The sequence below is a fragment of the Halodesulfovibrio sp. MK-HDV genome (assembly GCF_009914765.1).
GTDB lineage: Bacteria > Desulfobacterota > Desulfovibrionia > Desulfovibrionales > Desulfovibrionaceae > Halodesulfovibrio.
On the sequence record NZ_WYDS01000006.1, the window covers coordinates 111419 to 134963 of the forward strand.

Below are 23545 nucleotides of genomic sequence, written 5' to 3' on the forward strand. Positions count from 1 at the left end.
ACAAATGCGCGTGACAGTTATTGCACCTGATAAATTAGTATCGGTTAATGGTGAGACTCTTAAGCTTCCAGATTTCTATTTTGACGAATCCCTTCACGCTATCCAGTTCGACGGATTGCAAGGGCATATTGAATTTGAAGCCTCGGACGGTGGCGTAAATACCGCACCTGTATCAGACTTTGAAGTACAGCCGTATGTTGAGGCATGGAATGCTGAAAGAGCACGGCTTGACGCTATTATGCCACCAGAGCCTACAGAAACCGAAAAAGCCCAACAACGCATTGCCGAAATTCAACATCAACTCACCACCAATGACCTTGTGTCTGTACGTCCACTACGCGCAAAAGTAGCAGGTACAGCAACCGAATTTGACGAAAACCGTCTTGCAGAACTTGAAACACAAGCACAAGCCCTGCGTGCAGAACTCGTAACGCTCACCACAAAACTACAAGAACTTTCAGACCAAACTACAGAGTAAGGATTGTAACCCATGAGTACAGACTTTTTACATGGTGTCGAGTTTATCGAGATCGACGAAGGCGGTCGCCCAATTAAGGTGGTGCGTTCTTCTGTTATCGGTGTTGTCGGCACGGCTCCAGATGCGGATGAAACAGAGTTCCCGCTTGATACTCCGGTATTGATTTACGGTAGCCCGCGCAAGGCCGCTAAGCTTGATACAAAAGGCAGTCGTGCCGGAACACTCCCGAATGCAATGGATGCAATTTTTGACCAGCACCACGGGCTTGTGATTGTTGTTCGTGTTGCAGAAGGCGCAGGCGATGCCGCTACCATGACAAATGTTGTCGGTGGGACAACTAACGAAGGCATGAAGGGTGTACATGCTTTGCTTGGTGCTAAATCTAAATGCACCGTGAAACCGAAAATTTTGATTGCTCCGGGCTTTACACATCAGCGTTATGAAGATCCAGAGAACGTTGGAACCTACTTTAAAAACCCTGTAGCTGCTGAACTTGAATCTATCGCTGATAGACTCAAGGCTATTTCCATTAAAGATGGCTGTAATACAGACTCAGAAGCAGCAATGCAGGATGCCAAGTTGTTCGGCTCCGCTCGTGTCTACATCGTAGATCCGTTTGTTACTGTGTATCGCAATGGCGTGTTTGTAGATGAACCTGCTTCCGCGCGTGTGGCGGGTGTAATTTCTCGCACCGATGCAGAAAAAGGTTTTTGGTGGTCGCCTTCTAATAAACTGATTAACGGTATTTCCGGCACTGCGCGACCTATACCGTTTGAGCTGGGCGATACTGTTAGCGAATCGAACGTGCTGAACGAAAACAAGGTTGCCACAATCATTTGTGAGGATGGTTACAGACTGTGGGGCAACCGTACTACGTCCAGCGATGCGCGTTGGTCGTTCCTTGCTATCCGACGCATTGCAGACATGATTAACGAATCTATCCAACAAGCGCACTTGTGGGCTGTGGATAGACCTGTAGGGCGCACGTATTTTGAAGCTGTGCAGGAGTCAGTAAACCAGTTCTTGCGCACTATGCAGCAGAAAGGCGCGATTTTGGGCGGTAAATGTTGGGTGGATGCAGAAATCAACAGCGCAAGTGAAATTGAGCAGGGACATACCTACTTTGATTTCGACTTTACTCCTGCATACACGGCAGAGCGTGTGACTTTCCGTAGCCGTATGACAAACGGTTATGTTGAGGAGGTATTCAACTAATGGCAGTTGCAGAAAATATTTTAAAGAGCGCTAACTTGTCCGTGGATGGGCAAGGGTTTGCTGGCAATATTAAAGAAGTGAAGCTGCCGGAGCTGAGCTTAAAGCTTGAACAGTTTCGCGCTGGAGGCATGGATGCTCCGATTTCTCTTGATAAGGGGATGGAGGAGCTAGTTGTTACCTTCTCTACCACTAAGCATTGCGTGAAAACTCTAAGCCTGCTTGGAGTTAGTAAAGACGGTGGAGTGCGACTTACAGCACGGGCCAGCCTTGAAAGCTATGACGGTACAGTAACACCTGTAGTGGTTAACATGACTGGCAAGGTTACTAAGATTGCTCCCGGTGCTTGGTCGGAAGGTGGCGAGAGCGCAACGGAATACACCGTAAACTTAGGCTACTACAAGTATACGCAGGACGGCAAAGAGGTGCACGAAATTGACGTGCTGAACATGAAACGAATTATTAACGGCGTGGATCAGCTTGCACAGCACCGCGCTAATCTCGGCTTATAGGAGTCACTATGCGAACTACACAGATTGAACTGAAATATCCGGTTACTGTTGAAAGTCATGAATATAAAGTGATTACTATGCGTGCGCCTAAAGTGCGCGACCAGATTGTTGCACAGAAAGCAGCAGGTAAAGAAGAAATGGAACTGACTCTTTTTTCAAACCTGTGCGAAATTTCAATTGCGGTGCTGGAAGAGCTGGAGCTTGCAGACTATAATCAGTTCCACACCGCGTATCAGGATTTTTTGTCCTAACGCCGGAAGTGGCGCGAAATTATGTCCTATACCTCGCTCGTTACACACGGTGGGGCTATGCAGATCTGATGAACATGTCTGCTGAAGAGCTTGTTATGTGGATTAACGAAATACCACGGGATACCAATGGCAACTAAAAAACATGCTGCAATAATTGAGATCGGGGGCGCGGTAGCGTCCTCGTTCAAGTCTGTAACGCAGACGGTAAAAGGTGACTTTTCAGAGGTCGGGGATTCAATTCGTGATCTTAAAAAGCAGCAGGACATGCTTGAAAAATTTAATCCGGATGAGGTGCGTCAGGCAGGGCGTGAATACCGGAATCTTAAGCGTGAAGCCGACAAGCTTGAACGTGCGTTTAAACGTGCCGCAAAACCTACCCGCAAAATGGAGCGGGATATGCTTAAAGCCCGCCGTGCTGCTGACAAGGCGGGCTCTGCTTATAAGCACCAAAAATCTAAATTAGATGCCCTTGGTAAAGAGCTGAAAGACGCGGGTGTTGATACTCATAAGCTTGCATCTGAGCAAAAGCGGTTGGCAAAGTCTCTTGATAAAGCAAAAGCCAAAATGAAAGCCATGCAGAAGGCAAGCGCGGCGATGCAGGATGTGGGTGATAAGTTTTCCCACGCAGGACAGCAGGCCGGACGGATGGCGGTAGGTGTCGGGGCTACTGTAGCAGCGTTTACTGCGGGTGTTTCCGTTGTAAATGCGCAGACCGCAGAGCAGGTGAGGCTTGCGAAAGCTCTTGGTGTTTCCGGTGAAGCTTTTAGTGCATGGGGCGGCTTAGCAAAAGAGGCTGGGTTTGAGGCTGATGCTGTTGGTGATCTTATGGAAGAGATGACCAACAAGCTCGGTGAATCTAAAGGGCTTGGTGAGATTACCCCTGTTACTGAATCGCTCCAGATGCTCGGGCTTGCCTTTGAGGATCTGGAGAACCTTTCTCCAGAACAGCAATTCGAAACGATCAGTAGCGCCATTAAGAATATGGACGATGCGCAAAAAGCGCAGTCTGCGGCTGATATTCTTATGGGTGGCGAGGCTAATAAGTTCTTCGGCTATCTGCGTAGCCGTAAAGAGGGCGTAAAAGAGCTGCTGGATCAGCAGAAACAGCTTAACCTGATGTCTGATGAAGGGCGAAAAGGTGCGTTAAAGTATTCGCAGTCCGTGGGTAAGCTTGGAAATATTGTTTCCAGTGCTGCTGGTGAATTTTCTGGCCTTATTGGTGGCGTGTTGGCTCCATATATAGAGGGCTTGGCTCCTAAGATCGGGGCAATGTTTGAGGAACATAGGGACGACATTAAAGCCTTTGGCGAAGGCTTAGGCAAAGCCTTACCCAAAATAGGCGAATTTGCTTTCGCTATGCTTAAAGTCATGACTTCCGTTGGTAATGCTATCAACTGGGTTGCAGAGGCTGTTGGTGGTTTCGGGAATCTGGCGGGGATAGTTGGCGCAATTATTGGTGCAAAGTACGTCTATTCCGGTGTGAAGATGGCGAACACAATGTGGGAGGTGGGCCGTTCTGTTTTACCACTTATTACTACTGCTTTTCCCGGGCTTATTGCAGGGATTAAAGCGGTCGGGGTTGCTTTTATGACGAACCCAATAGGGCTTGCTATCGGCGCAATAGTAATAGCTATTGGGCTAGTGTATTTAAAGTGGGATTCCCTTAAGCAGTACTTTATTGCAGGGTTAAAATTGCTCGGACGTGCTTTTAAATATAGCCCCATAGGACTGATTGTTGGGGGGATAGCATCGGCTATTGATACGGTAATTGTTAAATGGGATGCGCTTAAAAAGTCTCTTACAGGAGGAATGATAGGCAAAATTGCCGCAAAAGTTTTTGGTGTTGGGGGTAATGCGGAAGGGGCGTCGAAAAAGAGTGAGGCACAACGAACTCAAATAAAGCAGGACTTGCCACGGATGGACTTGCCGACTGCATCCACTACCAATTCCCAACAGCTAGCAGATAACCGCAAGTACAATATTACCGTTCATGCTGCTGAAGGACAGAACCCGCAGGACGTCGCGCGACAGGTAGGCTCTCATGTGGATGATTCCGGCTTCCTGTATGATGGAGTGTGTTAATGCCAATACCTATGATGAAGCTCGGGAACTTTGTTTTTCCCTTGATACCGCCGCGTATCAAAGCATGAACCGGACAAGTAAATACAATTGGGCAGAACAGGCTCGGATAGGTCGAAATCCTGCCTTACAGTATACAGGGACAGGTGCAGACACATTAAGTTTACCGGGTATAATTTATCCCACCTTTAAAGGGGGACTCGGGCAAGTAGAAGCCATGCGTGCCGAAGCAAAGACGGGCAAGCCGATTTTGCTGATAGATCTTTACGGGCTTAATGACGAGAACCGGAATATTTTAGGCTATTGGTGCATCACAACAGTGAAAGAAAAATCCAGTGAGTACTTAGCTGGTGGTATCCCGCAGAAGATCGAGTTTTCTCTTGAGCTAAAATATTTCGGTGAAAAGATATGATCTATAGAACCAAGCAAGGTGATGTGCTGGATGCTGTCGTTTTCAAGTATTACGAGGGGCAGGCCGGAGCACTTGAGCAAGTGCTGGAGGCAAACAGAGGACTTGTAAAACACGATCCGATACTTCCCGCAGGGCTTGCCGTTGTCCTTCCGGATCTGCCGAAGCCAAGACCCAAAGAGTGCGTGACCTTATGGTAGTTGAGTACGCTTTAGATTATCGCGTTGAGGCAAACGGAAAGGATATTACGAAGTTGCTTCAAGGGCAGAACGAACAGATAACAATTACAGATGAGGCCGGATACAAGTCTGACAAGTTGAGTATCACGTTAAGTGATTCAGGAATTGCGTTGCCGGACTCTGGTGCAGAATTGACCGTGTACATGGGCTACAGGGATAACTTACGGCTTATGGGTAAGTACGTTGTTGATGAAGTGACGCTAAACTTTCCACTGGATAGCATGACGATTACCGCCAATGCAGCACCACTTAAAAAAAGTAACTCCGGCTTTACTCCGCTACAGTCACAAAAGTCCCGCTCCTTTCCTGTTGGCACGATCGGCGATTTAGTAAGTGCTATTGCAAACGATCACGGCCTTGCTCCGGCAGTGGCTTCCAGCTTGGCAAAAGTGCCACTGCCCCACATTGACCAGATCGACGAATCGGACATGAATGTACTTACTCGAGTAGCAAAAGAACACGATGCTATAGCCAAGGCTAACGGTGGTAAATTGCTGTTTGTAGAGCGTGGTGAGGGTAAGAACATTAGAGGGCAGCATATGCCCACTATTACGATTACAAAGCAGCAAGTAACGAGCGGTTCTGTGAAACTCTCCCAACGTCAAGCATACAAAAGCGTAACAGCAACGTATCGAGATACAGCAGCCGCTAAAGACATAGAAGTACACGCCGGAGCTGGTGAGCCCGTGTTTCGACTCAAAGGTATGTATGCCGATAAAAAAGCCGCAACTACAGCAGTGCAGAAGCGGCTTAAATCTTTTGTACGTGGCAAATCAACTCTATCTCTTTCACTTCCCTTCACGCCGGATCTGGTTGCAGAGTCTCGCCTAATACTGCAACAATTCCGTACTGGCATTGATGGCGAATGGAGCGTTACTAAGGCAACGCATACCGTGAATAGTAGTGGCGGAGTGACTAGTGTTGAGGGGGAAGTGTTAATATGAGAGGCGCTTCTTTTTCTGAGGTTGGGTTGAGTGATCTATGCACGTTGTATTGTCAACAGGCGGACAAATATCAATTGCGAATTTTACACGAGACACCGTTTCATTTGTATCCTTTTTCTCTGTCGTTGCGTCTACCCCAATTGACCACACTTTAAGTTTCCCACCAGCCTCAGTACCAGTTTTAGAACTGGCTGTAATAGCAATGTCAAAATCAACCCTTCTTATTGGGTGCTGTTGGCCATTCACGATAACAACGCTACTTTTGTTGTTGCTGCCATATTTGGGGTTGGCTGGGTTTAGGATACCGCCTGCTTCATTGATGTCACTTTGAGCGTCTGAAACGCCTTTTGCGATTTGTGTAAGTGTTTCTTTGATGAATTCCTGTAGTTCCATAATTCTCTCTATAATTTTATTTATTAAACAATGATGGATGGATGGTGGCAAGTAATTCTTGAAACAAAAAGAATTGTTGTTCTGTATGAGCCTGGTAATGGTTCACGCCTTCTCTACTAGATGATTCTTTTAGTATATGCAGGCAGGTGTTTTGAAGGTCTTTAGCAAGAACAATTACGTCGGGGTGTAACTCTACATTGGGATTTTCTAACCAATTGGTTACTTGGGAAAGTATGTCTTCTACAGTCATCATGATTTTTCCTTTTTTTAAATTTTAGAAGAGAGGGACAGAATCAGTTGATTTACTAACGAGTACAACCCAATACTATCGGTAAAAATACAAAATTTAAAAATTTGTTGCCCGCTGTAATAGTTTTGTTAACATATGCTTCTCTTTCACTTTTATATACGCTGTTGAATCGAGGTGCACATGAAAAGTCAAGACAGTACAGAGACTACAATATTATATGCCATTACATGCATCAGCCAGCTTGAAAGTGGTTTGAATTATGTAATTAAAAACACAAGTGACGATAATGACACAAAAGAAGTTCTGATCATCATCAAAGAACTTGCAAAAGTAAAAGCTGATATGCTGGAACGTAAGCTAATTAAGATTACAACAGTCGCAGCATAGTATTAAAAAGGAAGTTACATTGAGTAACTTCCTTTTACTTAACTCATTGATACAGCTATTCTGGTTGGATGTAAGGAACTGTTAGTAGGTAGTCTGCGAATGAGCATGAAAGGGTAAATAGTTTGTTCCAATCATCAAGAATGGTTTTGTGAAACATGACAGGCTCGCTTTCGTGAGCAAAAGAAGGAATAAGATATGGCGCAGGTGATCCTAGGGTTTCTAGCTGAGCATACAATGTTTTGACTGTATTAAAATTGCCATTTGAATATTCTGAATTGATTTGCTCTTCAATGTTACGATAAGTCCTGTCATCTTCTGTTGATAAGCATGATGGAGGAATGTACGGTGGGCATTTGTGGGCACAAGCATGCCGAAGAGGGGATAGAAATTCCTTATTCCATCTGTCAATTTTTTCGAGTGTTAGCAAAATCTCATCAGGAAGACTGTCCCTAACATACTTGTTATTTTTTCCTAACCCAACCTGCATTCCTTTTAGTTGAGTTTCATTTTTGCCTTTAACATCCATTGCAACAACCCATGTCCACGCAATGTTGTCGAGAGCACCATAAATATTGATTAATGCAGAATGAATATAGATTTCAAGATCTGTATTATCTTCACCTGACAATTTAGCTGTTAATTCAATAGGGAAAATAGAAAAAGTTTTTTGTATGCATCGTTGTATGAGCTTAAGTCGTCTCAGAAATCCGTAAAAAGAATATTCCTTTGTTTCGGGATATCGTTCGGAAACCTTACGAAACAAAGATAACATTTTGCTATATTGCCATGTAGTACAACGAAGTTTTTCATTTAATTCGTATTTATCTTGAAGTGAATATTGCATATTTAGGGAACTGCTTACTTAACGTTGATAGTTCATTTTTTACAAAATCGAGTCACAAATCGAGTCACATAAATATTTCGAGTCAAAAAATGCGCGTAAAAAAGGCTTTAGTCAATAGACTAAAGCCTTTTTATTATTCACTATATGGCGGAGAGGGAGGGATTCGAACCCTCGTTAGGCTTTAAGACCTAAGCACGATTTCGAGTCGTGTGCGTTACAGCCGGACTTCGCTACCTCTCCGTTGATGGTTGTTTATGCAATTTTATGCAGCATTGCAAGTTGTTAACTGCACAATTGCGAATTGTTACGATGTACTCTGAGCTTTTTGGGCTTCCTTGGCAGCTTTTATCTGGTTCCTGCGTTTTTTGAAAAAGGCGGAAAGCATGCTGCTGCATTCTTCTAACAAGACGCCGGAAGTGTGCCATATTGCATGGTTGTGTAGCGGCAGTTCAAAGCTGTTCAGCTGGGAATCTAGTGCGCCGGTTTTATGATCCGGAGCGCCGTACACTACGCCTCTTACTCTAGCGTGAACCAGTGCGCCGCTGCACATAAGGCAGGGTTCCAATGTTACTACGAGCACTAAGTCTTCTGTGCGGTAGTTTTGCAGTAGATCGCCTGCTTTGCGTAATGCCAGAATCTCCGCGTGTGCTGTGGGATCATTGTCGATGATGGTTCTGTTGTATGCCTTGGCTACAATTGCTCCATCCGGTGCCACAAGCAGCGCGCCCACGGGTACTTCGTCTATGGCTTCGGCTTTGCGTGCCTCTTCCATGGCTACCCGCATTAAGTCGTCCCAGCTTGCCCAGCCTTGCGGCAGGGCGGTCAGGGCATCGTAACAATGGTCTAATTCGCGTCTGGTCGTCATTATCTACCCTTGCAGGCTCGGTGAATGTTCCATGATATATTGAACCACCTCTTCCGGTGTGTCTAAAATAACCATGGCATCCAGTTCTTCTTCGCTAATGTATCCTGCAGAAACCATCTGCTCGCGTGTCCAGTCTAATAAACCTTCCCAGAATTTGCTTTTGTACAGAATAATCGGGAATGGTTTAATTTTGTTTGTCTGGCGCAGAACAAAGGCTTCTGATAGCTCATCCAGTGTGCCAAAGCCACCAGGCATTACTACGTACGCCATGGAGTATTTGATAAACATGAGCTTGCGTACAAAAAAGTACTTGAAATTACACTTAACATCTATAAATGGATTGGAGTCCTGCTCCATCGGCAGGTGGATGCATAGGCCGGCAGATACGCCGCCTGCTTCCTGAGCCCCTTTGTTACCTGCTTCCATAATGCCGGGACCGCCACCAGTTATGACACCGTAACCACCCTCACAAAGGAGCCGTGCAATTTCTTCGGCTTCCTGATACATAGGGTGGTCTGATGGGGTGCGTGCAGAACCAAAAATGGATACGCAGTTTGTTAGGTCGCTTAAGTTTTCGATTCCGTCTACAATCTCAGACATAATGCGGAAAAGTCGCCATGACTCCTGCGTGGACAGAGAATCAATCACATATTGTTTTGCTGTGCTCATAGTAGCTCCGTAAGTAGGTCTGGGGAATAGGTATTCGTCAGACTTGGAAATTGTTTTCGCAACGTGTAGTCTAGGTGAATACGCGCAACCGGTTCTGTATCGGCTAGCAATTGTTGTTCATAGTATGGCAAGAAAGAAAAAGTAAATATACCCTTCTGATTAAGTTTTAGGGTAGTGTAAGGATATTATATAGTTATGCGTATTATTGCAGGTGAGTACCGAGGACGAGTACTCAAAACCACCAGTGCACCGGGGTACCGACCAGCAACTTCTAAAGTGCGTCAGGCAGTCTTTTCCATGCTTGAGTCACGTGGCGTGTACTGGCCGGAATCTAGAATTCTGGACTTGTTCGCCGGTAGCGGATCTTTAGCTTTTGAAGCGTTAAGCCGCGGCGCAGAGCAGACTTGGTTTGTTGAAATGAACAAAACCGCTGCTAAATTGATTACTGAAAATGCAGAAAAGATTGGTATTCCACCACATCGCTACCGTGTTATCGCAGACGATATGTTCAAAGTGATCTCACGTAGAGCAGTGGAGCCGTTTGATGTAATTTTTATTGACCCTCCATACGGAAAAAACTTCTTAACACCCGCTCTGAAAGCTGTGCTTAAGAATGGTTGGTTGGCAGAAGGCGGCATTCTTTGTGCTGAAGTTGAAGCTAAGCTCCCGCTACCGCCGGAAGCAGACCATTCAGACCTCGAACTCATTGCTAACAAAGCATATGGCCAGACAAGGATTTTGCTATGGACAACAGGGGAGAGCGAGTAGCCGTTTATCCCGGCACATTTGATCCCATGACTATGGGACATGTGAGTCTTATCAAACGCGGCTGTGAAATTTTTGATCGTGTAATTGTTGCGGTGGCTAACGACACTCCGAAGTCGCCGTTGTTTTCAATTACAGAACGAGTGGCGATGGCGGAGGAAGTATTTAAAGATACTCCGGAAGTAACTGTGGAACCTTTCTCCGGTTTGCTTGTGGAATATGCAGAACGCCGCGGCGCGCACGTAGTATTGCGTGGGCTGCGAGCTGTGTCCGATTTTGAATACGAATTTCAGCTTGCATTGATGAACCGTAAACTCAAAAAGCATATTCAAACTGTCTTTTTGATGACGGATTACCAATGGCTGTACATCAGCTCTACCATCATTAAAGCAGCAGGTAAGCTGGGCGGCGATATCAAAGGTCTTGTGCCGGATAACGTCTACCGTAAGCTTCGCGAAAAATATGGGTACCCGTACCCGCTGAACTAAATATATATGTCTAAAAAAATTCCTATTGTCTGCCTGGTAGGCCCTACCGGAGCAGGGAAAACTGCTGCGTCCTTTAACCTTAGCCGTACCTTTAACGGCGGTGTGGTTAATCTGGATTCCCGTCAGGTGTACCGCGATTTTCCAATAATCACAGCACAGCCGACAGCAGAAGAACAGCAGGTGTGTCCGCATAAACTCTATGGTTTTTTAAAAACTGAAGATAAAATTGATGTGGGCAAGTTCATGGATATGGGGACGGAAGCTATTCTCCAAACCCGCGAAGAAGGTCTGCTGCCGCTGCTTGTAGGCGGAACAGGCTTTTATTTGAAAGCATTACTGGAAGGCTTGGCGCAGATTCCTCGAATCGACCAGTCATATACAGATGTTGCTGAAGCGGAAATGGCAGAACGTGGCTCCGCGCCTATGCATGAAGACCTGACGCAGATTGATCCGGATTACGCTGCGAAGATTCACTTTAATGACAGCCAGAGAATTTGTCGTGCATTAGCCGTGTATAGAGCCACAGGTAAGACTTTTACATGGTGGCATGCCCAGCCGATGACTCCGACACCGTTCCGCGGCATACGCCTTGGTATCGATGTAAGTCTGGACGAGCTGACGCCGTTGCTTGGCAAACGCATTGATCTTATGATTGAAGCCGGAGCCATTGAAGAAGCCCGTGAGGCGTTAAAGCTTAACAATGATCCAGAATCTTCAGGCTGGTCGGGCATTGGCTGTGCAGAACTGTATCAGTACATTACCGGTGCTATGTCTTTGGATGATTGCAAAGCGTTGTGGTTGAAAAACACCAGAGCGTATGCAAAACGGCAGCTTACTTGGTTTAGAAAAGATAAAGAAATTATCTGGGTTAAACCCAAAGATTTTGAAACGATGAATCGTGAAGTTACTCAGTTTTTAGCTGAGTAGAGAATGTTTTGTCTCCGACGTTGCGGCGGGGTTTAACGAGGTAGTCCTTGCCTTTCTTCCGTAAAGGGGAATTTCCTTGATCCTGAACAGCTTTCAGGTATGCCAGTAACGTTTAGTGGAAATTCATTTAGTGACAATTCATGATGACCGCATGTAAAAAGGGTGAAGTATGTAACTTCACCCTTTTTTTGTATCTACTATTTAGCACTGTAGATAATCAGAAAACTTGTTAGCGCGAGATCTTCATCTTTTTTATTCGCGTTGCGAGTGTTGTAGGCTTCATTCCTAGCAGGTGCGCTGCTCCGGTTTCTCCGTAGATTTTTCCGTTACAGCGCTTTAAAGCCCTTTTTATGTTTTTCACTTGAAGTCGAACCATCTCTTCTTCTGTAAGTAACTGGTCGCCATCTACAGCACCTGTTTCAGGACTATCAGGCGACGTTTTAGTAAAGCCGTCTGTAAGATCCAGTTGTGCAGATTCTGAAATAGAAGAAATCGCAAATCGCTCCACGATATTTTGCAGTTCTCGAATGTTACCCGGCCAGTTGTATGTGGAGAGGGTAGCGAGTTGGTCTGAAGAAAATTGAACAACAGGGCGCTTCATGACAGTGAGCGAGCGTTGCAGGAAATGATTTGCAAGAGGCTCAATGTCATCTTTACGCTTTCGAAGCGGCGGAACGGTGATTGGAAATACGTTGAGTCGAAAATACAAATCTTCTCTAAATCTTTCCGCCTTAACTTCTTCCAGTAAGTCACGGTTGCTCGCAGCAATAATGCGTGCATTTACCTTGCGGACTTTTTCTTCACCTACCCGTTCGTATTCCCCTTCCTGCAAGACTCTAAGCAGCTGAGCCTGTAATTCGAGTGGGATTTCGCCTACCTCGTCTAAAAAGAGCGTTCCGTTGTGGGCAGCACCAAATTTACCTTCGCGGTGGGTGTGCGCGCCGGTGAAGGCTCCTTTGGCGTGTCCAAAGAATTCACTGGCAAACAGTTCTTTAGGGATCGATGCGCAGTTAACTTTAATAAGCGGTTCTGAGCTTCTATTGCTTCTTCTATGCAATTCTCTGGCTACAAGTTCCTTCCCTGTTCCAGATTCCCCTTGAATGAGTACGTTTGCTTCTGTAGGCGCTACAAGATCAATTTGCTGAACGATTCTTTGCAGTGCTGCGCTATGTCCGATAAATCCGCCGTGGAGGCTGGATTCAGACAATTCTTCGCGTAAATATTTGTTTTCTTTTTTAAGCTGAGTGGTGAGTTCTTCAATTTTTTCGAAGGCTCTGGCGTTAGCTAGTGCTGTGGCTGAATGGTTTGTTATGATATTCAGCTCATCGAGAATAGGTTGGGTTATTTGAGACTTGGTAAAAACAGCCAATACTCCCAGAACCTCACCATGAAACTGCATGGGATGCCCCGCGAAACCATTTATTCCCTCTCGTTTTGTCCATTCCCTGTCAACAATCCACTTGGAATCTTCCGAGACGGATTTAACGATTACTGGCTGGCCGGATGCGGCAATGTGTCCCACCTTTCTAAAGCCCATGGGGAATCTGCTGAATTTTCCGTTCAGGCGCGACCAGTCTTCATTTTTATTTACGACAGAATGACCCGCACTGGCGACAAGGTGCAGGCAGGTATCCCTTTGCTGACATTCTTTGAGCATGCGGCAAGATGAGCATATGTCGCCTTTTTTAACGAGCCATATGCGTACAAGTGATACATCATCAAACTGGAACAGTCGGTTAACAATAAGACTGAAGAGCGAGCTTGTTGATCGCTGCTCGCCCATTTCCAGAAGAAGTGATTGTAGTTCCATATTTTTTAAGTGGAATGTTTGCTTACCAGTCATCCCGTAACGCTAAACCAAAGGGGGCTACATAACAACAGTAAGTTAGGTATTGCGGAGGGATTAAAGGTGACGCCTTCATGCACAGAACAGTGACGTACAGTGTGGGTGATGGTGAAATGGCACTGCCCGCCCTTAAGTGGTGGGCAAGGGCAGGCAGTGCAGAGTCTGCTGACGAAAGGACTATGTGATCGCGTTGCTGGTGGGGACTAACGCCAGCAAAGCGTGGATCTCGCGTTGTTAAAGTCAGTAATGATCATGGTTGCAAGTTCCTCAGGAGTAGGAACTACGTGCATGGATGATCCGAGTTGATCCTTTACACCATCGTACAGAAAATGCTGAACATTTTCTGCCTGCTCTAATACAGGAGGAGTGAAGTGATAGGTGTCAAAGCCTGACATGCGGAATGCGAGTGTTGCGCCAAGTCCTTCTTCATGAGGCCATTCTGGAATGACAGCAGCAAAAGGAAGATCTTTCATTTTATGACCGGCATATTTAGCAATCTCTCTAAAGGTTGCCAAAGGCTGTGCGACATCAGTGCCTTCGCCAAAGTGCCATACCGGCGGCATGGTTGCATCAAGGAAGAGCTGAAGCATATCGCCGCATTTTTCGCGTGCTTTACTGGAGCAGAAACCCTGAATTGCCATAGAGAAGGCAGGGTCGCCGTTTGCGAAAACCAGCACGTTATTTTCAAGCAAGGTATTCACGAATGTAGCAAGATTTTTTGCAGATTCAGCGTCGGCAGGAGAACCGCCTGAAAGGCTGACGATACCTTTAATTTTTCCATTAATTACACCGGAAGCGATAACCTCTATGCACCCAAAATGCTTATCGATTGTATCAAGGGTGAAACCTACCTGAGCGGTGATAACTTCCGCAGGAAGGACTCTTTTGATAGCACGACGGTTTTTGAAGCTTTCAATTGCACGTGTGACAATGGCTTCTGCCAAAACATCGAGTGATTCATTTGGGGCGCCAATGAATTCAGCATTGGAAAAATGACTTGATTCATTGGTTGTTACGATGGCGGTGGCATGGCAGTCGGCAATGGCTGCAATTTTAGGCTGAACCTTTTGTGTATCAGCAAGCAGCACATCAATTGCACCAGTTTCGAGAGCTATGCTGATACCGTTTGTTGTCGCGAGGGGCAGTATGACGTCCGAGGTGTCTGTGGATGGTTCATCAGTACTGCGAATTCCGTATGCTTGGATTCCGGTTGCGCCTGCTTCTTTAGCCATAGCGGTAAATTTCTCGCTTTTGGCTGTTGCGTCTACAGAAGCTGCGAGGGTTGGGATGTGTTCGTACAGAGCAATGTTGACTGTGTCTGCCTGCAATGATTCAAGATGAATTTTAGTCGTAGTGCGTTCTGCTGGACCGCAAAGACAGTCAGTAGCAAGGGAGTTTCCTGCCATACTGTTGAGTAAAAATGCACTACCGAGGCGGAAGGATGCATTCATGCTTTTTTGCCAGTCTTCCTGTTTCTCGTCTGCGGTTTGCTTCGGTGTGGTGGAAACTTCACATGATGAGCTGACAGGCAGCAGATCAAGTTTTCGCCACAGCTGAATTCGTTCAGGCGGGGCAACCACACTAAGGGTGGAGCAGGCGCTTGACTCTGTGCAGCTAAGATCATTAAGCAGTGCGTCCGCAAGTTCAGCAGCAATGGCGTTTGTTTCTTTACCGTTGGTGCTGATGTCGAACTCGACTGCAATTTTACGCAGTTTTCTTTCACCGACAATGGAAAGAGTTGTGTCATCTTCCGCAGCTTTTTTCAGGGTAAGAATGATCTCTCGAGTTCGTGCTTCATGGGCAGCAACGTCTTTTGCCGCAGAGCGGAGTAAATCGCTGGCAGCTTTATTGTTGGCAGAATCACAGTCGTTATGGATATGGCTTTCTGTTTTCATGTATAGATCCTTTTAAAACTGAATGGTAGCAAGCGGCGGTATAGATGGCGCTATGTGGATGATTGCCTGTTACTCCATACACTCCGCGGGAAAAAATTTGATTTGGCGGTTCTTACAAAGCAAGAGATGAACCAAAAGTTCTCAGTACCTATCTTCCTAAAATAATGTGATTAAATTTTTTGACATTAACTCTCTCCAACGGGATTCCGTGATTAGAACGGGATTCCGTTGTTTCGCTAGCGAAATTCCGTTGCTGTTGCGCTGAACGACTCTCGGTTTCCCGTGTTGAAGCATTTTGAAAACGATCACGGTGAAAGGAGCAATGTACAGAGGAACAAAAAAGCGTTGTCGTCGTTAGCTGTGCTCGTCACCCGTAAAACTACAACATATTCAGAAAAATCTTTCGCGTGGTTTTGTAACTGGGCTGTTACATAGTCCATTGCGGCGTTTCTGCTCTATACAATCTGCCAATCAGCGAACGTTGAATGTCGGGTGGGCGAATAACAGATAAGTAAATGCAAATAATGTTGAGAAGCGAATAAGAATAGGTGGTTATTCACAGATTGTTTGGCTTGAAAGGGCTAAGGCAGGCTGAGGAAGCCTGTGGGACGTACTTGTGTGAGATGGAGAAGGGAACGGGAAATAAAGTTTTACCAGCAAGCTAGACTGTTGAGGGAATGCCGTATCGTCAGGTAGGGTTGTTGGGCTGTGTAAGTCTGAAAATATACGTTTTTCTGCAACACTATGCGTGAAAAGTTCAAGGCGAAAATTCTACATGTTGTTTAATGTAATAGAATGTACTTATTGTAAATATATTGACGCCTATGTTTTTTTGTGATGTTGGAATGGTTTGTATAAATCTTACTAGTCTTCATAGAGGAATGTATGCGCAAATTTCTTACTCTACTTATTGTTATGCTTTCGTTTTTGTGGACGGGGTGTAGCGCGGTACATCAAAAAACTTCACCGACACTTTCTGAAACATCACCATCAGTGTCTAAAACATCTCGAATTTCTGAAGAAGCTTCTAAAACATATGTGGCACGATTTGCAGACGTGTTTTGCGACAAGACGCCAGTGACAGAGCAGCTGATTAATGATGCTATTCTTCGCAGCTTAGAAGTAAAGATTAATGCAATGAGCAGGATCGATGACGAAGAGGACTGGTATGTGTTCAGCAATGCCGGTGTTCAATGGAAAAATGATGACACCCTGCAAATTGAAGTAAAAAAGTCATTACGTGAAAATGGACAGGAAGTGCAGTGGTTGGTGCGTTCCTACATTGCTGAAGTGCAGCGCATTCATGACATGGAAAAGAATGAGTTTGAGGTGCGTATTACTCCGGACAGCATTGTCTCAGAGAGCACTTCGCCGGAATATTATCAATATATGCCGGATGACATGTATGTACCTTCCAAATGCAATTTGAGTAACGTATCTCCAGCCCCGTGGGGCAATCATGACTTTGCAGTTGTTTCAGCTTTTAAAAGTACCTTGCAGGATTTTATGGATGAGAATGAAAATGCCATTTATTACACCCAGCCTGGTACCTATTCATTTTCAAAAACTGTTTCGGGCAATCCACAAGCCATCCGCAGGGCATTTACTGCCTATCTTGCAGATAAAAAAGAGAATGCTGTTGTAACCCGCAAAGGCGTCTTTTACGCAGGCAGTCAGCTTGTGCATATCATCGATTCTTCTAATTCCGTGACCTTTATGTGGGACGTAAAGTTGCAACAAGAGGTCGGGCTTGAAGAGGTAACGCATCGAAATTTCTTTTATGAATGGTCTATTCTCGCTGCAACAAAGAAATATGTAAGCGCACTGTAGTGCGTGTGTAGCTCTCCTTTTTCACGTTAGTAAATAATGAGATTATCCATGAAGAAGATCATATTCAGCCTGTTTTTTCTCGTGCTTACAATCTTCTGTGTGCGTGTTGTAAACTCGGTTGCCGAGGTGGAACATGTCGCGCAAGACACAACATCGTTTAGAACCTTATTCAATAAGCCACTTGTCACAACATTTGTTTCTTTGGATGCATATAAAGATGGCTCTCCTGTAACTAGAGAGCAGTTAAAGAATGCGTTTGTCGACATGATGGTGTGGAAGTACAAAAATGGTATTGGGGTTGTACGTTACAAGGCCTATTCAATATTTAAAGAAATGAAAACCGCATGGGTTGGTGATACCAGTGCCGCAGTCACGCTTGTGCAATCTTTATATAAAAATGGTAAAGCAATAGACGAACTGAAAACAACATACTTTTTCACATTCGAATATATGCATGATGCCTCGAAGTCTGTATACGAAGTACGCTGCACTGTTAACGACATGGCTGTGGAAGTGAGAGAGAAAGAGCCTAAGAAGGTTTTTAACAGGTACAAGAATGCATCTATGTGGCCTCCTTCTGTAAACGAGCAGGACGAGAAGGTGTTGTCTCTTTTTGACAAGGAGTATCGCTCCTTCTTCAATAACAGTATCCATTATAAAAAAATAGAAAACTATCATGCTGAGATCGTAACATCACTGGAGAATTCATATATTCAGCAGATGTTGGGACAGCATGTGCCCGCAAAGCGTTCTGAACTACGCGTGATGGAAAATGGAGTTTTTTGGGGCAACACCCCTTTAATTACCATTACCCCTGAAAACGGTCAGAATAAAATTACAGCGGATTTTGATTTGCACTACACCGTCTCAATGAACGGGAAGCGGCTGGCAAAAGCTGACGTAGTCCCTTACAAGTATCTGCGCGAAACGTTCGGTAGATCGTTAGCACGGTGTGATTCAGATGAAGTGCAGTTACAAACCATCCAAAAATACACTGTCGAGGAATACTTAAAGAAACTCGGCACCTTTGTTTTTCCAGAATAACATGTTTATAACTTTAACCACCCGTTATTTTTTCGTTAACTAGCCGCTATAGTGCAATTAATCCTTGGGAAAAAATGAAAGTTGCTCTATTTTAACAGCACCGTCTGAGAATGTGGTGCTTGGTGTGTGTATAACGAAAATAAATGTGGCTTCAATAACATCCGGAGATATCGATGAAAAAGTTAGTTTTACTGTGTGTTGCTGTTTTTTGTTTGGCGCTTGTAGGTTGTAATCAGGAAATGAAGGCGGACTCCTCTCCTAAAGTTGCCGTTGTAGACCCTGCAAAAGTTTTTCAGGATAGCAAGCCAGGTAAAGACGGCATGGCGTACTTGGAAAAAGTAAGCGCAGAAGTACAGCAGAAATTTAAAGATTTGCAGAAAGAAGCTGCTGAATCAAAAGGTCAGGACACCGCAAGTGTGAATGATCTTCAGGCACAGGTTGCTAAAATTCAGGAACGTGTATCAGCAGAACAGCAGATGGTTGTTACCAAGCTGAACGATCTTTTCCAGAAAGTGCTTGAGCAGTACCGTAAAGAAAACGGCGTTGCTTTGGTAATTCCTGCTGAACAAGCATTAAGCTTTGACGAATCTGCAGACGCAACTGCAGCTATCGTAGCAATTATGAATAAAGAAAATGTAACTTTTGAATCTCCAGCAATGGACGATGCTAAACCTGCTGACAAAATCGTTAAGCCGGAAGACAAAGCTGCTGATATGAAAGACGATGCTATGAAACAGGCACAAGAGAAAAAAGACGAAGTAGCTCCAGCTGACAAGCCAGCAACTACGCCTGACGCAAAAGACGTTAAAAAGCAGTAATATTGTACAAAAACCGTACTGGTATTTACAGTAGGTTAATAGTATACGACTGGGAGATCGCTACAAAGCGGTCTCCCTTTTTTTATTCAAGCGGTAAATGCTTGATGGTGTGTGCTACCTAGGGTACACAACCCGCAGGAAGACTGCTAACCGCAGATATACTGTGTTAGTTTTTTATTTTTTGCAGTTTGAAGTTTTGTGATGTTTCACAGACTTAGCTAATAATCCGCCACACATATATATTATGTGTATCCGCAACTCATATTTGGAGGAGACCCGATGGAAGCCGCCCATAAAAACCTTGCTTTAGACCTTGTTCGCGTTACAGAAGCAGCAGCATTGGCATCTGGCCGCTGGCTTGGCAAGGGTAAGAAGAACGAGGGCGACGGTGCAGCCGTTGATGCAATGCGTTACGCCTTTAATAACTTGTACCTTTCCGGCACAGTTATCATCGGCGAGGGTGAAAAAGATGACGCGCCTATGCTCTTCAATGGTGAAAAGCTCGGCATGGGCAAAGGACCGCAGGTTGATGTTGCGGTTGATCCCGTCGAAGGCACCAACCTTCTTGCATACGGTCGTCCTAACGCTATTTCTGTTGTAGGTACCGCTCCGGCAGGCACCATGTACAACCCTGGCCCAAGCTACTACATGCAGAAGCTTGTTGTGCCACCAGCAGCGAAAGATGTTGTAGACATCGACGCTCCTGTTAAAGAAAACTTGAATAACATCGCAAAAGCTCTCGGCAAAGACGTTGATGACCTTGTTGTGTTTGTTCTTGATAAGCCACGCCACGAACAGCTTATTACTAAGATTCGTGAAGCTGGCGCACGCATTCAGCTGCATACAGATGGTGACGTTGCAGGCGCACTCATGGCAGTTGATCCACGTAGCGAAGTTGACGTAATGATGGGTACCGGCGGTACACCTGAAGGCGTAATCGCTGCATGTGCAATTAAAGGTGTCGGCGGCCAGATTTTTGCCCGTCTCGACCCGCAGTCTTACGTGGAAAAAGAAGCGATCCTTGAAGCAGGCATCGATCTTCGTGAAATCCACACAGTAAATACTCTCGTACGTAGTGACGAAGTATACTTTGCTGCAACCGGTATTTCCGGCGGCACATTCCTTCGCGGTGTTCAGTACACCGGAAACGGCGTTGTGACTCACTCCATGGTTATTAAAGGCCATAGTGGATCTATCCGTTACCTCGAAAGCATCCACAACTGGGATCGCGTTCGTCCAGAAGGCTTATAGTCATATATTTGTTTGTAAAAAGGCTGCTCGAAAGAGTAGCCTTTTTTTTGTGCCTGAAATTTTAGCGGCGCTGTTTTTCGACAGTATTCCTGAAAGAACGGCTACGTAGAAAGTTTGAATTGTCTTAGATTTGTTGCCATAGGTGCGTACAGAACCTATATGCAGTGAGTTGCATAGAGAGCGGTGTATTCCGTAGGCTCAAGATGCCTAATATTCATTGAAGGAACCGAAATAATGGAAACGTTAAAGGCTCATGGTTTGATTCTGCTTGCAACTTTTTTGATTGCAGGATCATTCATCGCATCTGCTAATGTGACAGGGCAGGTACATCCTGTCTCATTGAACTTGCTCCGATTTGTGATTGCAAGCGCCTGTTCATTACCGGCAGTACTTTTGAATAAGCGATACCGTAAGCAAATACCCTCGGTATTTCCGCGTTCATTTATCATCAGCTTTTTTTACTGTGGCTATTTTGTGTGCCTGTTTGCAGCGCTGCTGACCACCACCGTAATTAACACGGGAACCTTGTATACTCTTACTCCGTTTATTACGGCCTTACTGAGTGTTGTGCTGCTTAAGCAGGCTATAGGTCTGAAACGCACGCTGGTATATATTCTGGGTGCCGTGGGAACGTTGTGGGTTGTATTCAAAGGTGATCTGGCAGCATTTAAAAGTCTTTCGCTTAACTCTGGTGATATGCTCTTTATGCTGGGTGTTCTTTCCATGTGTGGTTATACGCTTGCGCTGAAGCTTCTGTACAGACAGGACAGCGTGGTCGTTCTTACATGCTGCACGTTGATGGGCGGAACGATCTGGATGGCTCTCGCTGCGATAGCCTTCGGCATTCCGCTACAATGGAATTTGCTGACACCTGGCGACTATGTAAACTTGCTGTATCTTGCAATAGGTACAACGCTGGTTACGTCTTACCTTTTCCAAAAAGCCTCCATTACACTGACTCCGAACAATGTCACCGCGTACATTTATTTAAGTCCGGCATGTGTGGCAGTGCTCGATTATGTTGTTAACGGCATCACACTGTCTAACACCATTTTATTCGGTATTGTGCTTTCTATGGTGGCAACATTTCTGCTGCAAGCCATGAGCTATTTAAAGCAAAAATAGCAATTCGGGCGTTTGCCTGATTGTCTAGAATACGAACAAAGCCCCCTGTGGAAATTCCAACAGGGGGCTTTTGTAATATCTTATGATGGGATGCGAGGCTTGTGAGGGGGAGAAGTGATGTCAGAAAAAAGCATTGCCCACAAAAAAAGCTGCTAGTTAAAAAACTAGCAGCTTGTATAAGCATGGTGGGGATGGGAAGATTCGAACTCCCGACCAACTGGTTCGTAGCCAGCTACTCTATCCAACTGAGCTACATCCCCTCAGTGCGAAAAAAGGTATATGTCTGTAAGCCGTGATCGTCAAGCACTTTATAAAAAAAATGCAGGTAAAGTTCTCCATCAAACAGCTGAGTATTTCTTCAGTCCTCGAAATGGATCAATCCAGCTAATTAGTCAGCATACAGTATGCCGTTCTCATCGGAATTGGGTAATGATTACCTGTTCAGCGGTTGTACTGCTTGATGTCACTGTAAAAAATAATCGGAAAAAGGCTGACGATGAATGTAGTACCTTTTTATTTCTCAAATTGTGTTTCGCACTAGATAAATATTTTGTTTCAGTGAGATAGCCAGTTGTATTTATTTTCAGAGTGTATCAGCTTGGTAATTACAGGCTGGAAAGATGATTTACAGCGGCGTTAGTCTCATTTCGCATATGCTTTTATTGGCTTAAACTGACCTCTATTGTTCTTGCATGGAACCATAGAGGTTGGACAATATGTGCATTTTTAATGCACGCCGTTTTTTAATGAATGCTAACCGTTGAGGGAAGATATGAGTAATGCGACAAACAACAATACGATGAGTAACACATATCCGCGCCGCGATTTTTGCAAAAAGACTGTAATTGCCGCGGCAGTAACAGCTTCTGGCTATAATTTTGTTAATTCCGGTATAAAAGCTCATGCGGCGACCCCTAGTAAGGTGGGCACAAACAAGGTGTCAGTTCATTACGAATGGGGGACATTAAAAGAGGTTGTGTGTGGCATACCTAATTTTCGTATCCCCATAGAGCTACCGGATGCCGTCTACAAATATGCTCCCTCTGAAGGGCTTAAGTTTCTAGAAGCTAATCTTGGGAAAAACCTCAAAGAAGCTGATCCAGGTGTTCATAAAATTATTTCTGATCAGATGGATGGTGCAGTTAAAATTTTGGAAGAACGTGGAATAAAGGTGCATCGGCTCAAAGAAGTTACTGATGATGAAAATGCATATTTATCCAGAATTTTTCCGCCAAGTGTTGTGCAGTTTTTTCCGCGAGATCCGATGCTTGTCATCGGAAACAAGTTTATTGAAACAGAGCTTTTTTTCCCTTTAAGGCGTCGAGAACGGTTTGGTGTCCGGCGTACCTTAGCTAAGAGACTGGCTGATAGTGATGCACAGATTGTTTCCGTTCCCTTAGCTGACCCTGTTCAAGAACAGCAGGATGGTTCATGGGGAGCAGGGCCATTTCTTGAAGGTGGAGATGTCTTTCTTCTCGGTAAAGATATTTATGTAGGCAACACCGGGAACGCAAGTAACACAGCAGGTGTGCAGTGGTTAGCACAGTATCTCGGCGACAGTTATAATGTTCACGAAATCAAGTTATCCAACAAATTTCTGCACCTTGACTGCTGTCTTGCAACACCTAGACATGGTTTAGCCATTGTGTGTCGAGAAGCGTTTATTGATGGCCTGCCCGAATTTTTGAATGGATGGGACCTTATTGATGTTCCAATGAAAGACGCCAAAGAAAAGCTTGCTTGTAACGGGTTGGTTCTCGATAAAAAAACTATCCTAATTGCATCAGGACTCGATTATCTTGCAAAGGGGCTTCGTGAAGCAGGGCAGGTGGTTATTGAAACACCGTTCGATGCTGTATATCAATATGCCGGTGCATTTAGATGCTGGCATCATCCGCTCATCCGTGAGTCTTAGAATTCGAGTCTTAGAATTTTGGTCGAATGATTGAGTAGGGTACAGGGGGTCATAACTCAGATGCTAGGCGTTGTTTTTAGCAATTCCTCAACAGTGAAAAAATGCCAAT

At 45.0% G+C, this 23545-nt stretch carries 25 protein-coding genes and 2 tRNA genes; 18 read left to right on the plus strand and 9 right to left on the minus strand.

Annotated features, from left to right (window positions below; translation table 11 throughout):
* The first annotated feature begins 4 nt into the window (after positions 1-4).
* From MKHDV_RS18680 to MKHDV_RS06475, 8 genes are all read left to right on the plus strand, one after another.
* Positions 5-478 carry a hypothetical protein gene (locus MKHDV_RS18680; RefSeq protein WP_216846871.1) on the plus strand — a complete coding sequence of 158 codons (474 nt, stop codon included), beginning with the start codon at positions 5-7 and terminating at the stop codon, positions 476-478.
* A gap of 12 nt (positions 479-490) precedes the next feature.
* Positions 491-1693 carry a phage tail sheath C-terminal domain-containing protein gene (locus MKHDV_RS06445; RefSeq protein ID WP_160713464.1) on the plus strand — a complete coding sequence of 401 codons (1203 nt, stop codon included), beginning with the start codon at positions 491-493 and terminating at the stop codon, positions 1691-1693.
* Positions 1693-2202: a phage major tail tube protein gene (locus MKHDV_RS06450; RefSeq protein ID WP_160713466.1), complete on the plus strand. Its 510-nt coding sequence runs from the start codon at positions 1693-1695 to the stop codon at positions 2200-2202. Before MKHDV_RS06445 ends, MKHDV_RS06450 begins: the two co-directional genes overlap by 1 nt.
* A gap of 8 nt (positions 2203-2210) precedes the next feature.
* Entirely contained in the window at positions 2211-2453 is a 243-nt protein-coding gene (locus MKHDV_RS06455; RefSeq protein WP_160713468.1) for a phage tail assembly protein, read from the plus strand.
* A 126-nt stretch (positions 2454-2579) separates the two neighbouring features.
* Positions 2580-4535 (plus strand): phage tail tape measure protein, encoded by a 1956-nt coding sequence (locus MKHDV_RS06460; protein WP_160713470.1) that lies wholly within the window; start codon positions 2580-2582, stop codon positions 4533-4535.
* A complete protein-coding gene (locus MKHDV_RS06465) occupies positions 4495-4944 on the plus strand; it encodes a phage tail protein (RefSeq protein WP_216846872.1) in 450 nt (149 codons plus the stop codon). Before MKHDV_RS06460 ends, MKHDV_RS06465 begins: the two co-directional genes overlap by 41 nt.
* Complete coding sequence (locus MKHDV_RS06470; protein ID WP_160713472.1) at positions 4941-5141, plus strand: tail protein X; 201 nt, start codon at positions 4941-4943, stop codon at positions 5139-5141. Before MKHDV_RS06465 ends, MKHDV_RS06470 begins: the two co-directional genes overlap by 4 nt.
* On the plus strand, positions 5135-6124 hold the full coding sequence (locus tag MKHDV_RS06475; RefSeq protein WP_160713474.1) for a contractile injection system protein, VgrG/Pvc8 family: 990 nt from the start codon (positions 5135-5137) through the stop codon (positions 6122-6124). The genes MKHDV_RS06470 and MKHDV_RS06475 overlap by 7 nt, the downstream gene beginning before the upstream one ends.
* Here the strand turns inward: MKHDV_RS06475 and MKHDV_RS06480 are convergent.
* Both MKHDV_RS06480 and MKHDV_RS06485 read right to left on the minus strand, forming a co-directional pair.
* Entirely contained in the window at positions 6116-6517 is a 402-nt protein-coding gene (locus tag MKHDV_RS06480) for a hypothetical protein (protein WP_160713476.1), read from the minus strand. The two genes, MKHDV_RS06475 and MKHDV_RS06480, sit on opposite strands and share 9 nt — an antisense overlap.
* 16 nt (positions 6518-6533) lie before the next feature.
* A complete protein-coding gene (locus MKHDV_RS06485; RefSeq protein ID WP_160713478.1) occupies positions 6534-6770 on the minus strand; it encodes a hypothetical protein in 237 nt (78 codons plus the stop codon).
* 177 nt (positions 6771-6947) lie between these two features.
* Between MKHDV_RS06485 and MKHDV_RS06490 the strand changes: the two genes are divergently transcribed.
* Entirely contained in the window at positions 6948-7154 is a 207-nt protein-coding gene (locus tag MKHDV_RS06490; RefSeq protein WP_160713480.1) for a hypothetical protein, read from the plus strand.
* 55 nt (positions 7155-7209) lie between these two features.
* On the opposite strand, the gene MKHDV_RS06495 is transcribed toward MKHDV_RS06490, so the two are convergent.
* The 4 genes from MKHDV_RS06495 to MKHDV_RS06510 all read right to left on the minus strand — a co-directional run bounded on the left by MKHDV_RS06495 (position 7210) and on the right by MKHDV_RS06510 (position 9532).
* Entirely contained in the window at positions 7210-7998 is a 789-nt protein-coding gene (locus tag MKHDV_RS06495; protein ID WP_160713482.1) for a hypothetical protein, read from the minus strand.
* A gap of 145 nt (positions 7999-8143) precedes the next feature.
* Positions 8144-8238: transfer RNA gene (locus tag MKHDV_RS06500), tRNA-Ser, on the minus strand.
* 64 nt (positions 8239-8302) lie between these two features.
* Positions 8303-8863 (minus strand): tRNA adenosine(34) deaminase TadA, encoded by a 561-nt coding sequence (tadA, locus tag MKHDV_RS06505; RefSeq protein WP_216846873.1) that lies wholly within the window; start codon positions 8861-8863, stop codon positions 8303-8305.
* A gap of 3 nt (positions 8864-8866) precedes the next feature.
* Positions 8867-9532, minus strand: coding sequence for a TIGR00730 family Rossman fold protein (locus MKHDV_RS06510; protein ID WP_160713484.1), 666 nt, complete (start codon positions 9530-9532; stop codon positions 8867-8869).
* A gap of 195 nt (positions 9533-9727) precedes the next feature.
* Here MKHDV_RS06510 and rsmD point away from each other — a divergent pair, with 195 nt between their 5' ends.
* Genes rsmD through miaA form a run of 3 tightly spaced genes read left to right on the plus strand, consistent with a single transcriptional unit; the run spans position 9728 to position 11712 of the window.
* A complete protein-coding gene (rsmD, locus tag MKHDV_RS06515) occupies positions 9728-10300 on the plus strand; it encodes a 16S rRNA (guanine(966)-N(2))-methyltransferase RsmD (RefSeq protein WP_160713486.1) in 573 nt (190 codons plus the stop codon).
* Positions 10276-10785, plus strand: a complete 510-nt coding sequence (gene coaD, locus MKHDV_RS06520) for a pantetheine-phosphate adenylyltransferase (RefSeq protein ID WP_160713488.1) — start codon at positions 10276-10278, stop codon at positions 10783-10785. The genes rsmD and coaD overlap by 25 nt, the downstream gene beginning before the upstream one ends.
* A 6-nt stretch (positions 10786-10791) precedes the next feature.
* Complete coding sequence (miaA, locus tag MKHDV_RS06525; protein WP_160713490.1) at positions 10792-11712, plus strand: tRNA (adenosine(37)-N6)-dimethylallyltransferase MiaA; 921 nt, start codon at positions 10792-10794, stop codon at positions 11710-11712.
* Positions 11713-11941: 229 nt separating this feature from the next.
* Here miaA and MKHDV_RS06530 read toward each other — a convergent pair whose 3' ends face one another.
* Both MKHDV_RS06530 and MKHDV_RS06535 read right to left on the minus strand, forming a co-directional pair.
* On the minus strand, positions 11942-13555 hold the full coding sequence (locus MKHDV_RS06530) for a sigma 54-interacting transcriptional regulator (protein WP_160713492.1): 1614 nt from the start codon (positions 13553-13555) through the stop codon (positions 11942-11944).
* A gap of 206 nt (positions 13556-13761) precedes the next feature.
* Positions 13762-15453: a carbon monoxide dehydrogenase gene (locus tag MKHDV_RS06535; protein WP_160713494.1), complete on the minus strand. Its 1692-nt coding sequence runs from the start codon at positions 15451-15453 to the stop codon at positions 13762-13764.
* An 885-nt stretch (positions 15454-16338) separates the two neighbouring features.
* Between MKHDV_RS06535 and MKHDV_RS06540 the strand changes: the two genes are divergently transcribed.
* The 5 genes from MKHDV_RS06540 to MKHDV_RS06560 all read left to right on the plus strand — a co-directional run bounded on the left by MKHDV_RS06540 (position 16339) and on the right by MKHDV_RS06560 (position 21521).
* A complete protein-coding gene (locus tag MKHDV_RS06540; RefSeq protein WP_160713496.1) occupies positions 16339-17283 on the plus strand; it encodes a hypothetical protein in 945 nt (314 codons plus the stop codon).
* Between the two features lie 48 nt (positions 17284-17331).
* Entirely contained in the window at positions 17332-18327 is a 996-nt protein-coding gene (locus MKHDV_RS06545) for a hypothetical protein (protein WP_160713498.1), read from the plus strand.
* A gap of 173 nt (positions 18328-18500) precedes the next feature.
* On the plus strand, positions 18501-19145 hold the full coding sequence (locus MKHDV_RS06550; protein ID WP_160713500.1) for an OmpH family outer membrane protein: 645 nt from the start codon (positions 18501-18503) through the stop codon (positions 19143-19145).
* Positions 19146-19424: 279 nt separating this feature from the next.
* A complete protein-coding gene (gene glpX, locus MKHDV_RS06555; protein ID WP_160713502.1) occupies positions 19425-20396 on the plus strand; it encodes a class II fructose-bisphosphatase in 972 nt (323 codons plus the stop codon).
* Positions 20397-20630: 234 nt separating this feature from the next.
* Positions 20631-21521, plus strand: coding sequence for a DMT family transporter (locus tag MKHDV_RS06560; RefSeq protein WP_160713504.1), 891 nt, complete (start codon positions 20631-20633; stop codon positions 21519-21521).
* 183 nt (positions 21522-21704) lie between these two features.
* On the opposite strand, the gene MKHDV_RS06565 is transcribed toward MKHDV_RS06560, so the two are convergent.
* Positions 21705-21781: transfer RNA gene (locus MKHDV_RS06565), tRNA-Arg, on the minus strand.
* Positions 21782-22293: 512 nt separating this feature from the next.
* Here MKHDV_RS06565 and MKHDV_RS06570 point away from each other — a divergent pair.
* Positions 22294-23436 (plus strand): arginine deiminase family protein, encoded by a 1143-nt coding sequence (locus MKHDV_RS06570; RefSeq protein WP_216846874.1) that lies wholly within the window; start codon positions 22294-22296, stop codon positions 23434-23436.
* The last annotated feature ends 109 nt before the right edge of the window (positions 23437-23545 follow it).